14 protein-coding genes are annotated in these 13072 nt (G+C 30.2%); 9 read left to right on the top strand and 5 right to left on the bottom strand.

Going from position 1 to position 13072, the window contains the following annotated elements; all coding sequences use genetic code 11:
• Nucleotides 1–96: 96 nt before the first annotated feature.
• Genes VJY32_RS04680 through VJY32_RS04660 form a run of 5 tightly spaced genes read left to right on the top strand, consistent with a single transcriptional unit; the run spans nt 97 to nt 4693 of the window.
• Nucleotides 97–1587, top strand: coding sequence for a hybrid sensor histidine kinase/response regulator (locus VJY32_RS04680; RefSeq protein ID WP_353676730.1), 1491 nt, complete (start codon nt 97–99; stop codon nt 1585–1587).
• Between the two features lie 10 nt (nt 1588–1597).
• Entirely contained in the window at nt 1598–2110 is a 513-nt protein-coding gene (locus VJY32_RS04675; protein WP_353676729.1) for a UpxY family transcription antiterminator, read from the top strand.
• A gap of 17 nt (nt 2111–2127) precedes the next feature.
• The gene (locus VJY32_RS04670) at nt 2128–3174 is read left to right on the top strand and encodes a 3'-5' exoribonuclease YhaM family protein (protein WP_353676728.1); all 1047 of its coding nucleotides are present in this window, start codon (nt 2128–2130) and stop codon (nt 3172–3174) included.
• The gene (locus tag VJY32_RS04665) at nt 3171–3947 is read left to right on the top strand and encodes a tetratricopeptide repeat protein (RefSeq protein WP_353676727.1); all 777 of its coding nucleotides are present in this window, start codon (nt 3171–3173) and stop codon (nt 3945–3947) included. Before VJY32_RS04670 ends, VJY32_RS04665 begins: the two co-directional genes overlap by 4 nt.
• 2 nt (nt 3948–3949) lie before the next feature.
• Nucleotides 3950–4693: an SIR2 family NAD-dependent protein deacylase gene (locus tag VJY32_RS04660; protein WP_353676726.1), complete on the top strand. Its 744-nt coding sequence runs from the start codon at nt 3950–3952 to the stop codon at nt 4691–4693.
• Between the two features lie 47 nt (nt 4694–4740).
• On the opposite strand, the gene VJY32_RS04655 is transcribed toward VJY32_RS04660, so the two are convergent.
• Together VJY32_RS04655 and queE are read right to left on the bottom strand one after the other, a co-directional pair.
• On the bottom strand, nt 4741–5154 hold the full coding sequence (locus VJY32_RS04655) for a 6-pyruvoyl trahydropterin synthase family protein (RefSeq protein WP_353676725.1): 414 nt from the start codon (nt 5152–5154) through the stop codon (nt 4741–4743).
• Nucleotides 5154–5792, bottom strand: a complete 639-nt coding sequence (queE, locus tag VJY32_RS04650; RefSeq protein ID WP_353676724.1) for a 7-carboxy-7-deazaguanine synthase QueE — start codon at nt 5790–5792, stop codon at nt 5154–5156. The genes VJY32_RS04655 and queE overlap by 1 nt, the downstream gene beginning before the upstream one ends.
• Before the next feature lie 130 nt (nt 5793–5922).
• On the opposite strand from queE, the gene rpsT reads away from it, so the two are divergent.
• Nucleotides 5923–6186, top strand: a complete 264-nt coding sequence (gene rpsT / locus VJY32_RS04645) for a 30S ribosomal protein S20 (RefSeq protein ID WP_353676723.1) — start codon at nt 5923–5925, stop codon at nt 6184–6186.
• A 53-nt stretch (nt 6187–6239) separates the two neighbouring features.
• Here the strand turns inward: rpsT and VJY32_RS04640 are convergent, their stop codons facing one another.
• Entirely contained in the window at nt 6240–7748 is a 1509-nt protein-coding gene (locus VJY32_RS04640) for an NTP transferase domain-containing protein (RefSeq protein WP_353676722.1), read from the bottom strand.
• A gap of 164 nt (nt 7749–7912) precedes the next feature.
• Between VJY32_RS04640 and VJY32_RS04635 the strand changes: the two genes are divergently transcribed.
• From VJY32_RS04635 to VJY32_RS04625, 3 genes are read left to right on the top strand one after another with little or no spacing between them, the layout of a single operon-like run.
• Nucleotides 7913–8374 carry a hypothetical protein gene (locus VJY32_RS04635; RefSeq protein ID WP_353676721.1) on the top strand — a complete coding sequence of 154 codons (462 nt, stop codon included), beginning with the start codon at nt 7913–7915 and terminating at the stop codon, nt 8372–8374.
• Entirely contained in the window at nt 8371–9534 is a 1164-nt protein-coding gene (locus VJY32_RS04630) for a sensor histidine kinase (RefSeq protein WP_353676720.1), read from the top strand. Before VJY32_RS04635 ends, VJY32_RS04630 begins: the two co-directional genes overlap by 4 nt.
• 15 nt (nt 9535–9549) lie before the next feature.
• Entirely contained in the window at nt 9550–10284 is a 735-nt protein-coding gene (locus VJY32_RS04625; protein WP_353676719.1) for an MBL fold metallo-hydrolase, read from the top strand.
• Nucleotides 10285–10286: 2 nt separating this feature from the next.
• On the opposite strand, the gene VJY32_RS04620 is transcribed toward VJY32_RS04625, so the two are convergent.
• The gene (locus VJY32_RS04620) at nt 10287–10940 is read right to left on the bottom strand and encodes an urease accessory protein UreH domain-containing protein (RefSeq protein ID WP_353676718.1); all 654 of its coding nucleotides are present in this window, start codon (nt 10938–10940) and stop codon (nt 10287–10289) included.
• A gap of 68 nt (nt 10941–11008) precedes the next feature.
• Nucleotides 11009–12955, bottom strand: coding sequence for a chemotaxis protein CheW (locus tag VJY32_RS04615; protein ID WP_353676717.1), 1947 nt, complete (start codon nt 12953–12955; stop codon nt 11009–11011).
• Nucleotides 12956–13072 lie beyond the last annotated feature (117 nt).

Here is a 13072-nt window from a genome sequence, read left to right as displayed (position 1 = left end):
ATGTATTTGCAAAGCAGAAAGAAAATGTTCCATCAAACATGTGTTACATTGAATAGTTTTTTTTATATTTGATATACAGACGCATACTATTTAACGATGAACAACTTTATTGATACTAATACACTTTCTTACTTTTCACGCGGTCAAAATGATATTTTTTTTATTGTTGAATTTTTAGAAGAAGAGCATAAAAATTATTATTCTGAGAACATAGAACAGATAATTGGTTACACCCCGGAAGAATTAGATAGTTATCCCGAAAAACTTCACTCGTTAATTGCTGAAGATGATTATAGCAAAGTTAGAAATGCATTACTCGAACTTGAATCTGATGAATCAAAAAACTCAACAGAACTTGAATACAGGCTTAATTCTAAAGATGGAAAAAAAATCTGGCTTAAAGAATTTTTGAAAGTGATTCGTAATAATGAGGGTTTGATTTCTCAAAAATACAGCATGATATTTAATTTAACATCATTAAAGGAAAAGGAAGAGAAATTAGAGGAACAAAATGAAAAGCTTAAAGAACTGAATATTGCTAAGGATAAATTTATTTCTATCGTATCACATGACTTAAGAGCCCCTTTTACAACATTACTCGGATTTTCTGAAATTTTATTAAATGAAAAGGAGTTGACAGAAGAAGAAAGAAATGAATACTTAAGATACATTTATGAAGCTTCGAAGACAGAACTTAATTTAATTAATTGTTTGCTTGATTGGTCCCGTTTGCAAACGGGAAGAATAAAAGTAGAACCAACGAGATTAAATGTTAAATCAACAGTTGCAAATTCAATTATATCATTAACACCAATTTATGTAAGAAAAAATATTGAAATAAAAATTGAAATCCCTCCTAATTTGTATATGTTGGCTGATGAAAGATTGATAAGTCAAGCAATATTAAATTTAGTAAGTAATGCTGTTAGATTTACTCCTGCAGGTAAAGAAGTTCAAATATATTCACAAAGATTTAAAGAGGGATTCATTGAAATAGTAGTAGTAGATCAGGGGACAGGAATACCGGAAGAGGGACAGAGTAAACTTTTTAAGATAGACCAAAAATTTATTACTGCGGGAACTGAAGGAGAAAAAGGAAGCGGGCTTGGATTAACTCTTGTCAAAGAGATTATTGATAAACACGGCGGCGAAGTATGGTTCTACTCCAAAGTTGGAGAAGGCAGTGAATTTCATATTACAGTTCCAGAAGCAAAAAATATTTTGTTAATTGTTGAAGATGACCAAGCAATACTATCACTTTATAAAAGAATTATTGAACATTATCTCCCAAATTTTGAAATTAAAACCGCTGTTAATGGATACGATGCAATAACTATGCTAAAAAATATTATGCCTGCAATAATTATAACAGACCATGATATGCCTTTGATGAACGGGACTCAATTTGTTGATGCTGTTTATAAACGAGAAACAAATAAATCAATTCCTATTATTGTTATTTCTGCTAAACTTGATGACGAGATAATTAAAACATATTCAAAACTGGGAGTGGATAAAATTATTCCTAAGCCAATTGATTCAGAAAAACTTATTAATGCTATTAAAGATTCATTATTAATGAATTGAGAGGGCTTGAATGAGTGAATTAAATCGAAATCTTAAACACTGGTATGCTTTTTACACAAAACCTCATCAAGAATTTAAAGCCCAACAGCAATTTGAATCTGCAGGAATTGATTATTATTTGCCTGTTATAAAAACAGTAAGGCAATGGGGAGATCGCAAAAAAAAAATTCTTGAGCCTCTATTTAAATCTTACATTTTTGTTTATGCTAACGAAAAAGAGAGATTGTGCGCTCTACAACAGTCATCAATTGTAAGAACTGTATGTTTTAATGGAAAGCCTTCTGTTATTCCAGATTATCAAATAGAAAATTTGAAAATTATGCTAAATGAAAACCCGGAAATATTTGTAGTAAACCAAATAGAAGCAGGAGAAATTGTTAAAATTATTGACGGACCTTTTAAAGGCGTAATTGGAAAAATTAAAATAGTAAGCAAAGAAAAATGGCTTGCTGTTTCTATAGATTTGCTTCAACGTTCAGTTCTTGTTCGTCTTCCAATAGAAAGTGTAGTTAAATTAATTTAAATATTTTATGGAGAATCATGTTAAATCAAAAATCATTAAGTGAATTAAACAAAGAAGAAGAATTTACACTTTTTTTGTTGATACATAGCTATGAAACTAAAACAGCTAAAAATGGGAGTTCATATTTGAGTCTTCAACTGCGTGATAAATCGACAGTTGTTTCAGCAAATCTCTGGGAAAATTTTGATGTTATTCTGCAAGGAATTTCAGAAAATAAAATTGTCAAGGTAAATGGAATTTTGCAGGAATTTAATGGCTTGCCGCAAATAAGAATTAAAAAAATTCGTTTTGCAAATGAAAATGACAATGTAAGTATAGAAGATTTTATTCCTGTTTCTTCTCGTTCTTTTGATGAAATGAAAAATGAGTTTAATGAAGTTATTGATTCAGTTCAAAATAAATTCCTGAATACTTTATTAAAAAAAATTTTTAATGACAAAAATCATCATAATTTTTTCAATGTGCCTGCAGGTGCAAACTGGCATCATGCTTATTTGCATGGCTTGCTTGAACATACTCTTGAACTGATAAAAATATGCGAACTGATGTGTACAATTCATCCCGAAATTAATAGAGATTTATTAATAGCCGGTGCATTGTTACATGATTTTGGAAAAACTCAAGAATTAAGCATAAATCCTTCGTTTGAATATACCGATAAAGGGAAATTACTTGGGCACATAGTGATTGGAGCGCTGGAAGTGGAAAAAACAGCTAATCAAATTGAAGGATTTCCCGAAGAATTAAAAAATCAACTTATGCATTTGATACTCAGTCATCAAGGAAAACTTGAATATGCTTCACCTGTAATTCCGAAAACACTTGAAGCAATTGTTCTTTATCATGCAGATGAACTAAGTGCAAAAACAAATGCTTATAAAAATGTAATTCAATCAGAAAAAAATAAAAATGGAAGATGGACAAAGTTTATAAAACTTGCCGACACTTCACTTTATATCCCGGAATTAAAAATTGATGAGGGTGAAAATGGAAATTCATTCCTTCAAAGCAAGTATAATTCAGAAACCGGAATAAACGGAACAAACGAGGAGGAAAGTTTATGAAAAAAATTATTATCAATATTTTGTTTATTGCATTTTTATTTACAGCACAGATTACAGCTCAATCAGTAGAACAATTAATCAAAGAGGGAGATAGTTACTACGAAAAATTTAATAATGAAAAGGCTCTTGAATTTTATAAAAAAGCTGAAAAGAATGACCCGAACAATTATGAAATTTTATGGAAAATAAGTAGAGCTTATGTTGATATTGGTGAACATATGCCATCAAATACATCAGAAGAAAAAGATGCACAATTGTCTGTATATCAAAAAGCATTGGAATATGCAGAAAAATCAATAAAAGCTGCACCGGATAAATCGGTAACTTATTTGCGTCGTGCTATTGCAAATGGAAGAATAGCTCTTTTCAAAGGTGTATTTTCTGTTGCAGGTGTAGTTAATTCAGTTAAAGCAGATCTTGAAAAAGCAATTCAGCTGAATAATGGAGGTAATGAAATTCAGGCAGTTGCGCATTATGTACTTGCAAGAACTCATGCGAAGACAAGTGAAAAGTGGAAACCCGCTCGGTCTGTTCTGGGTTTGGGATGGGCTGATAATGAAATTGCATTGAAGGAATATAAAAAAGCTGTTGAGCTGAAACCAAATTATGTTATGTTTTATGTGGATTATGCAATTTCATTGATGCGCGAGAAAGATTATAAAACAGCAAAAGCAATGCTTCAAAAAGCAATTGATAGTCCAATAGAAGATGAAGATGATGAAGTTAGAAAAGATGAAGCAAAAAAATTATTAAAAGAAATTGAAAGTAAGTAAAGATGGAATTTGAAAAAAAATTTCTTGAAAAATTAGGTACTGCAAAAAGAATTGTCTTTTTTACAGGCGCAGGAATTTCTGCTGAAAGTGGCATTCCTACATTTAGAGGCAGTGATGGCATATGGAATAAAATGAAACCCGAAGAATTGGCAAGTTTTGATGCATTTATGCGAAATCCTGATTTAGTTTGGGAATGGTATCAGCATAGAAGAAATATTATTAATAATACCAAACCTAATGCAGGACATATCGCCATTGCTGAATTAGAAAAATATTATGATGTAACTGTAGTTACACAAAATATAGATAATCTTCATCGACGTGCAGGTTCAACTAAAATTTTTGAACTTCATGGTAATATTGAAAGAAATTATTGTATAGATTGTAAAACATTTTATAACTCACCCGAAATTGAATTAAGCAGCAGTGTGCCTAAATGTAAAAAATGTGGAGGATTGATTCGTCCTGATGTTGTATGGTTTGGGGAAATGCTTCCTCAAGACCAATACAGTGGTGGTGAGATAGCAGCTCAAAAGAGTGAAATTTGCTTTGTAGTAGGAACTTCGGCTGTTGTATATCCTGCAGCTTATATTCCTATGACTGCAAAACAAGCTGGGTCATTTATTGTTGAAATTAATATTGAACCGACAGATTTAACACGCTATGCTGATTATTCTATATTCGGAAAAGCTGGCGAGATACTCCCTGAAATAGTAAAAGAAGTAAAGAAAATTAAAGGTGAATAATCATACTCGAGTTATATTGCGGAAGTGTAAGCTGACATACTTAATAATTATTTTAGCTTTATCTCTTCTTCTGCATAAGAATTTTCTGTTTCAAGAACTCTAACTTTTAATGAAATGATATTTTCAGGTAAAGATGGTTTGATTTTATCAATTAAAAAGTAACAGATATTTTCAGCTGTTGTTTCAAAATTTACAACTACCTTTTTAGAATTCAGTTTTTCGAGTGCTGAGATTAAATCTTTATCTTCATTATAAACCATAATTGAATGGTCTAACTCATCAATTACTGGATTTACAATTTTTGATAAATCATAATAATCAAGCACCATTCCATTAGAATCCGGAGTTCCGTTTATTTCAATTATACATTTGTATGAATGGCCATGAAGGTTTTTACATTTCCCTTTATGAAATGTTAAGCGATGTCCCATTTCCCATGTAAATTCTTTTGCTATTTTCATTACACACCTTTTGTTTCTGGATGCCAAATATATTTATGCATCTGAAGTTGAAATCTTACATTTAATTTATCTTCTAAAATCCAATTTACAAGTGTAATTGGTTCGAGCTGTCCGAATACAACCGAGAACAAAACTTTACATTTTTCATTTAAGTTATATTTGGATATAATCTCTTTACTCCACTCATAATCTTCTCTTGTACCGATAACAAATTTTACTTCATCATTTGGTTTAAGAAAGTTTATGTTTTCATAAAGATTTTTTTTCATCATATTACTGGATGGACATTTTAAATCCATTATTATCATTACACGCTTATCAACATCTGCAATTGGAAGACTTCCGCCTGTTTCAAGCATTACTTCAAAGCCTTCATCGCAAAGACTTTTCATCAAATCAAGTGATTCCTTTTGAAATAGAGGTTCACCGCCTGTAACTTCAACTAAATTACAATTGTATTGCTTAACTTTATTAATAATTTCTTCAATAGTGAAATCTGTACCTTCGTAAAAAGCATAAGTTGTGTCACAGTAGGAACATCTTAAATTACAATAAGTTAATCGCACAAAGACACATGGCAAGCCGGCTTTCGAACTTTCTCCCTGAATTGAATAAAATATTTCATTTACTCTAAGCATAAATAGTTCTTTTTTTATTTACAAAATAAGAATAAAGGATATGAGATTAAAGTTTTATAAAAAAAAGTTTGATTTCAAACTGTCTTAAAAGTATATTTACGCACGTTTTTAAATAAATTTAGGAAATTTAATGGCGCATCATAAGTCAGCACAAAAGAGAATCAGACAAACAATCAAAAGAACATTACGAAATAAAGCAGCTTTATCTAAGATTAAAACATTGATTAAAAAAGTCTACAGTACACAGGATAAAGAGCTTGCAGAAAAATATTTAAGAGAAGCTGTGGCAACATTGGATAAGCAAGCTGCTAAGGGAAGAATTCATAAGAATACTGCTGCAAGAAAAAAATCTGCTATTACAAAATATGTAAACAATTTAACAGTAGAAAAATAACCACCTCCTTTTCAAAATTTAGGGGCTGCCTAAAATTTTTTGGCATCCCCTTTTTAATTTTGATTCAAATCTTTTATTGCTTCTTTCCCTTCCGGTTCGGGTAAATAAAATCTAACCTTGAATTTATCTCCTGAAAAATCTAATGGTTTTTGTATGATTTTTTTAATTAATACAGAATGTTCAATAAAAATATTTTCATAGATTATAGAACCAAAGATATATGTGACGCCCTTTATTGTAACATCATTATATATTTTTACGGGAAATTCATCGCTTCCTGTTATTCTTACTCCCGATTCTATAGAACAATTATCACCAATAGTTACATTTCCTTTAATAACATCACCCCAGAAGATTTCAACATTGTTTCCAATCTGAAGTGTTTGATTTGGGAAGCAGGATAGATGTGCATTTTCTCTGACAATAATATTTTTTCCAAAAATAATATTGCCTGATATAAAAACATTTTTCATCAAGTTTAGATTGTAATTAAGCTTAGCCCCTTTTCCAATGTAGACTCCTTTACCAATTTTAATATCAAGTGGTACACCAAGTTTATCCATTCTTAAAATATCTTCAATAACATCATCATCGATAAAAAAATCATCAGGGTCATCTATTAGAATTATGTCTTTTAATTTTTCATAAGCAACCTTTCTTGCTATATCATCCATTTCTTTTAAAACAGATTTATTGTTAAAACCCATTAAAACATATTGTTGTTTTGGACTTATTGCAGCTACAGAATAATTATGTTTGTTGAATAATCCTATTAAATCAGTTAAATAAATTTCGTTTTGAACATTATTGCTTTCTAATTTATTGATGAGTTCCGAAAGCGGCTTAAATTTGAATGCATAAACTCCGCTGTTAAATTCTCTGTTTTCAAGTAATTCTTTTTTTGTGTAAGAAAATTCTTTGCCGCGATATTTAATTTTGTACTTCTTTTTATCATCTAAATTGAGAATATCTTTGTATTCGAGTATTTCAATAACTTTTCCTTTGAACTTAAGAACTTTATTTCCCTTTGAATCTCTATCCTTCACTCTAATTATTCTGCCGTAATAATTATTTTGAATATCACCTTCGTAAATTCCAGTAAGAACAATCATATCGGAATTTGATTTTAAAAACTCATCTTTAAGAAATTGAATAGTCTCTGCGTCAATTAATCCCATATCACCAGGAAAAACATAGACAGTTCCATCATATTTTGAAATGTCTATATTTTTCAGAGCAGTTTGAACAGCATGCCCCGTTCCATTCTGCATTTCCTGATAAGCATAAATTAAGGATTCTCTTTTTCCAATAGTCTTAATTACATCCTCAGCTTTAATTCCTACAACAATTATAATGTTTGATTGTTGTAATCCTTTTACACAGGCATTATAAACACGTTCTACAGTTGGTTTTTCCCATATTTTATGCAGCATTTTAGATGTTTGCGATTTAATTCTTTTGCCGTGACCTGCAGCTAAGATAATAGCGGTTTCTTTTTTGTTGTAATCAAATTTGTCTGAATATTCTTTAATTAGCTCTTCAATTGATGCAGTACTGCTCATTTATTCCTCGCTTTATAATTTTTATACTGAAATTTAACAATAATTGATTAATAATTACTCAGATGATTATTGAATATTTTATAAGCATGAGGTTAAATAGTTCTTCCATTTTATGAGAATTTTTATTAATTCTTGCATTAAAAAAAATAGGCTTTAGTAGAAATATGAAGAAAACAATTTTTCTCTTTTCAGTTCTAATTTTTTTCAGTAATTCCTTTGCGCAGGATAAAGGATTGGGATTGGGTGTTATGATAGGGGAACCAACCGGATTAAGTGCAAAATACTGGCTGAATAACAGCAATGCATTTGATGGAGGATTGGCTTATTCTTTTGTAAAAAAACATAGTGCTGTATCTTTGCACGCAGATTATTTATATCATAATTATGATTTAATAAAATCTAATTATAAAATTCCTGTTTATTATGGTTTTGGTGTTAGAATGCGTTTTGTTGAAAATGAAGATAATTCACTTGGTGCACGTGGTGTAGTAGGATTAGCCTGGTTAATTAATGATTTGCCAATTGATGTTTTTCTTGAGTTTGTACCTGTCTTTAATCTTTTTCCCGCAACAGCATTAAATTTAGATTTAGCAATTGGTGTAAGGTATTATTTTGATAAAAAATGATGGACAACCAGGAAGTTAAAACATACTTTGATACTCCCGAGCGTTCGAGTGCAGACGATATAATTAAAGATTATTTGATATTTCATCTTAATCCGCTTATAAGCCAAATTCTTGAAGGCTTCCCAGAATTAGCAGTAATAATTAATAAAAACCGCCAGATAGTAGCATTTAATAAAAAAGCAGCAGAAACATTTAAAATTTCTGACACAGATAAAATTTTAGGAAAAAGAATTGGTGAGGCATTAAATTGTATACATAGTAATTTAATGCCAGCCGGTTGCGGAACATCATTATTTTGTAGAGAATGTGGCGCCGCACAAGCAATAAAATTTACTGATGAAAATAAAATTCATTCTGAACAAGAGTGTAAAATTACAGCCACATTAACAGGGAAAGAAATTTCATATGAATTTTATGTTTATGCACAACCTATTAAGTATAAGAATTCTGAATTTGTTTTATTTGCTGTGAAGGATATCTCAAGTCTCAAACGAAAGGAAGCTCTTGAGAGAATTTTTTTTCATGATATATTAAATACAGCAAGTGCAATTGCAAGTATATCAAACCTTTTAAACGATGAAGAAGATGAAAAAGAACGAAAAGATTTGATAAAAGCATTAAATGAAGCAGCTCAGCAACTTGTAAATGAAATAATTTCTCAAAGAGATTTAAGAGATGCAGAGGATGGCAAATTAGGTGTTGATATAAAAGAAATAACAACGATTGATTTTCTTAAAGCAGTCCATGAAGTTTATAAAAATCATGAATTGGCTAAAAACAAAATTCTTGTTATTGAATATCCGACTGACTGCAATGTTTTTGAGACTGACAGAACATTATTATTAAGGTCAATTGGCAACTTAATTAAAAATGCACTCGAAGCATCATCTGAAGGAGATACAGTAAAAATATATTCATACAGCAATCATGAATTTGTTTATTTTAATGTACATAACAATCAAGTAATACCAGAGAGTGTACAGCTGCAGTTGTTTCAGCGTTCGTTCAGTACAAAGGGAGTTAAAGGTAGAGGCTTGGGACTTTACAGTGTTAAACTAATTATTGAACGGCATTTGAAAGGAAAAGTTACTTTTGTATCAAATGAAATGCTTGGCACAATTTTCACAATTCAATTGCCAATAAAATTTAATTCAAAATAATTATTGAGGGTAAAAATGAATAAAAAAATTTTTTTATTATTCTTAATGTTTTTTTGCTTTAAACAAATAATTGCACAGGATAACTTCGAAAAAGATACAATAAAAACATCGCATGGGGAATTAATTATTACTTTTATTGGACATGGAACATTAATGTTTAATTTTAATGATCTGGTTATACACATTGACCCAGTTGGACGATATGCAGACTACTCAAAACTTCCTAAAGCAGACATAATTTTAATTACACATCATCACGGGGATCATCTTGATTTAAAAGCAATTGATACATTAAGAAAAAAAGACACAGAATTGCTTTGCACTGAGTTGTGTTATAAACAATTAAATTATGGAAATATAATCAGGAATAATGAAGTTAAATTTGTAAAAGGAATTAAGATTGAGGCAGTTCCTGCTTATAATATTGTTCATAAAAATAATAATGGAAATCCATTTCATGTCAAAGGAGAATGTAATGGATATGTAATAACGTTTGGCGATAAACGAATTTATGTTGCAGGAGATACAGAAAACATTCCTGAAATGAAGGAATTAAAAAACATAGACATTGCATTTCTTCCAATGAATTTACCTTATACCATGACCACAGAAATGGCTGCCGATGCAGTTAGAATGATTAATCCCAAAATATTTTATCCTTATCACTATGGTAATAGCAATATAAATGAATTATTAGAATTACTAAAAGATAAAAAAGATTGTGAAATAAGAATCAGAAAGATGAATTGAATTTAGTATTCAATAAATAAAGCTGATAATCCAACAATAAAAAGAATTAATCCAGCAATTAATTTATCGTGATGTTCCAGAAAATTCCATTTTAATTTACTTATTCCCTTTGAGGCTAAAAATACAAGCAGTAACATTCCTGCAACTGTTACAATAAAATAAACAGAAGAAACTATTATAATTCCTGTCCAGCCAAACTGACTTGCAGTTAAATAATAAATTTCAATTTCGAGACATGGAGAAAAGAACATTGCTACTACAAGAGATAGAATTATTGATTTTTTGTTTTTTTTCTTCTGGATGATAGTTTCAATATCAATATGATGATGTTTGTGAGAGCTCGTAATTTTTTTGTGTCTGTATTCTAAGTAAAAATAGATGAAACTAAGAGCAATTAAAATTACTGGAGCAATTATTTTGGTAATGTGAAAATATGACTCAGATAATTTGTAACCGGCAAATCCAATAATAATTCCTATGATTATTGTACTTGAAATATGAGAAATACTTGTTATTGTAGTTGTTACTAATAATTCTTTTTCACTCCATTTTTCAGATTTCCCAATAGCAATTAAAGGTAACCAGTGGCTTGGAATTAATGCATGTGCAATGCTTAATAGTAAGCTGCCAATGAATATATTTATGATTGGATGCATAAAAGAATATTTATAATTGAATATTCAATTATAATGAAAATGATTGAATATTCAACAGAGTCTTGCAATTAGTTTTTATTTCTATTTTCTGGTTTTAGGATTATAGATAAATTAAGCAAGATAAAAATAACTGTATCTGTTTTTGCGAGAGCAAGTATGTATTCGTCTTTTGTGTCTTTGCCAAAATCTGGGGGCTCTTCAATTTCAGAAGCTTTAACATCATAAACTGCTTCAACTTCGTCAACTATTAATCCTACTCTTATATTCAAACCATCAATTTTATCTTCAACAATCACGATTCTTGTTTTAGGGTCATATTCTTTTTCAGGCATGTTGAGTTTGAGTCGTAAATCAACAACAGGTACAATGTTTCCTCTTAAGTTTATAACACCTTTTACATATTTAGGAGTATTTGGGACTGGTGTAATGTTTATCATTCTTATTATTTCAATAATTTTAAGTATTTCAATACCATAATGTTCTGTTCCTAAAGAGAACTTCAGATATTTCCCTTCCATATTTAATAGAGCTTTTGTTCTACCTTCTGCTAAAACAGTTTCTTCTTTATTTATTATTTTTCTTGCATTGTTGGCAAGGTCAATTTCACTAATATGACTGCGGGCATCTGCTTTATCTTTATCAGAGCAAGCAGCATCTGCGAAACGTTTATCTACAAATTTATTTAAGTCGATTATTGCACCAATTCCCATTTTATTATGCATGTAATGCTGAATGAAATCGAGATCTTTTATTACTGGATAAAGATTATTTGTTTTTATTCCCTTTGGTTCTGTCAATACATTTTTGAGAATTGGGACTGTAAGGCCAAGTTCTTTTTTCGGGTCTAAAAATTCAACTGCAATTTCTGCAGCAAGAGCAGGTTTTTGAGAAATAAATTTTCCAGAATAAACAAGTAATTCTGTAAATTCTTTGACAGCTTCAGGAAAACGCTCAATAAAATCTGCCTGCATTGCCAAAACACAGCATGGATGATTTTCCCATAACTCGCTTGAAAGAAATTGCAATTCTGCAATTCCAGCTGCAATAGCTTTTGTGCCTATTGGTTCTGCTACAAGATATCCACATGCATCAGGATTGCCTGATAGAAATTCAGGCATTTTGATTGGAGCAACAACTTCAAATTCGACATCAACATTTTTCTGTCCACTCACACCAGGATTTAATCCGATATTCTTAAAAAATGCATGAGCAAGCATGTTATGAATCGACATAGTATGTGGAATGTAAAATGATTTTCCTTTGAAGAAATCAATACCTTTTTCGTCGTCACCTGTTTTGTTTCTAACGCAAATGCTTCCATTTTTATGAGCAAATAAAATTAATCTTAGAGGTACTCCATAATTGTAAAGATCCATTGCTAATGGAGCAAGTATGAAGGCAGCATCAGCTGTGCCGTTTTCTAGTGCTTTTGCTACTGCATTCCAGCTTGGTAGACATTCTGTTTCTAATTCGAAATGATTTGGATTTAATTCCCCTTTTTTGATTAAATATTTTAATACACCTAAAGTTAAATGGTCTGTTATCTGAATATGAATTGCTTTTATTAATGCTTTCCCTGATTTTGTAATTCTTGAATCTAAAGACCGAGATTTAATTTCCTCTTGAACTTTAATACCGAAAGCTTCATTAATTTTATCAAGAAGCTCATCTTTATTAAAAGGTTTTGAAATAAAACTGCTAACCCCAGCTTCATTTGCTTTTTCAACTTCTTTTTTTTCACCTCTGCCAGTAGCCATTAAGAAAGGAATATTTTTTGTACTCTCATTATTTCTTACCCATTTCAGCAATTCAAATCCATCCATCTCAGGCATGTTCCAATCACTAATGATGAGTTCAACAGAGGGGTCATTCTGTAAAATTTTTATTGCACTTTTACCATTTTCAGCTTCAATAACATTTTTGAAACCAAGAGCATTAAGTGTTTTAATTTCCATCTGGCGCATTACACCAGCATCCTCAACCAGTAGAATCTTGATATTTTTTTGAAGTTCCATGTATTCCCTTAATTATTAACAACATTTAAGATTTGTTCGAATTATTATCGAATAAAAAATCAAAAATTTTATTTGTATTACACTGATAATAGTCTAGATTGGAAAATAAAATTTAAA

It is taken from the genome of Rosettibacter primus (assembly GCF_036860675.1).
Lineage (GTDB): Bacteria > Bacteroidota > Ignavibacteria > Ignavibacteriales > Melioribacteraceae > Rosettibacter > Rosettibacter primus.
Note: the sequence above shows the minus strand (reverse complement) of the source record. Positions and strands in the feature narration are given on the sequence as shown.

What these genes read in the sequence shown, in the direction of transcription:
- VJY32_RS04680 (WP_353676730.1), top strand. Translation starts at nt 97, where the DNA reads ATGAACAACTTTATTGATACTAATACACTTTCTTACTTTTCACGCGGT.
- VJY32_RS04675 (WP_353676729.1), top strand. Translation starts at nt 1,598, where the DNA reads ATGAGTGAATTAAATCGAAATCTTAAACACTGGTATGCTTTTTACACA.
- VJY32_RS04670 (WP_353676728.1), top strand. Translation starts at nt 2,128, where the DNA reads ATGTTAAATCAAAAATCATTAAGTGAATTAAACAAAGAAGAAGAATTT.
- VJY32_RS04665 (WP_353676727.1), top strand. Translation starts at nt 3,171, where the DNA reads ATGAAAAAAATTATTATCAATATTTTGTTTATTGCATTTTTATTTACA.
- VJY32_RS04660 (WP_353676726.1), top strand. Translation starts at nt 3,950, where the DNA reads ATGGAATTTGAAAAAAAATTTCTTGAAAAATTAGGTACTGCAAAAAGA.
- VJY32_RS04655 (WP_353676725.1), bottom strand. Translation starts at nt 5,154, where the DNA reads ATGAAAATAGCAAAAGAATTTACATGGGAAATGGGACATCGCTTAACA.
- queE (WP_353676724.1), bottom strand. Translation starts at nt 5,792, where the DNA reads ATGCTTAGAGTAAATGAAATATTTTATTCAATTCAGGGAGAAAGTTCG.
- rpsT (WP_353676723.1), top strand. Translation starts at nt 5,923, where the DNA reads ATGGCGCATCATAAGTCAGCACAAAAGAGAATCAGACAAACAATCAAA.
- VJY32_RS04640 (WP_353676722.1), bottom strand. Translation starts at nt 7,748, where the DNA reads ATGAGCAGTACTGCATCAATTGAAGAGCTAATTAAAGAATATTCAGAC.
- VJY32_RS04635 (WP_353676721.1), top strand. Translation starts at nt 7,913, where the DNA reads ATGAAGAAAACAATTTTTCTCTTTTCAGTTCTAATTTTTTTCAGTAAT.
- VJY32_RS04630 (WP_353676720.1), top strand. Translation starts at nt 8,371, where the DNA reads ATGATGGACAACCAGGAAGTTAAAACATACTTTGATACTCCCGAGCGT.
- VJY32_RS04625 (WP_353676719.1), top strand. Translation starts at nt 9,550, where the DNA reads ATGAATAAAAAAATTTTTTTATTATTCTTAATGTTTTTTTGCTTTAAA.
- VJY32_RS04620 (WP_353676718.1), bottom strand. Translation starts at nt 10,940, where the DNA reads ATGCATCCAATCATAAATATATTCATTGGCAGCTTACTATTAAGCATT.
- VJY32_RS04615 (WP_353676717.1), bottom strand. Translation starts at nt 12,955, where the DNA reads ATGGAACTTCAAAAAAATATCAAGATTCTACTGGTTGAGGATGCTGGT.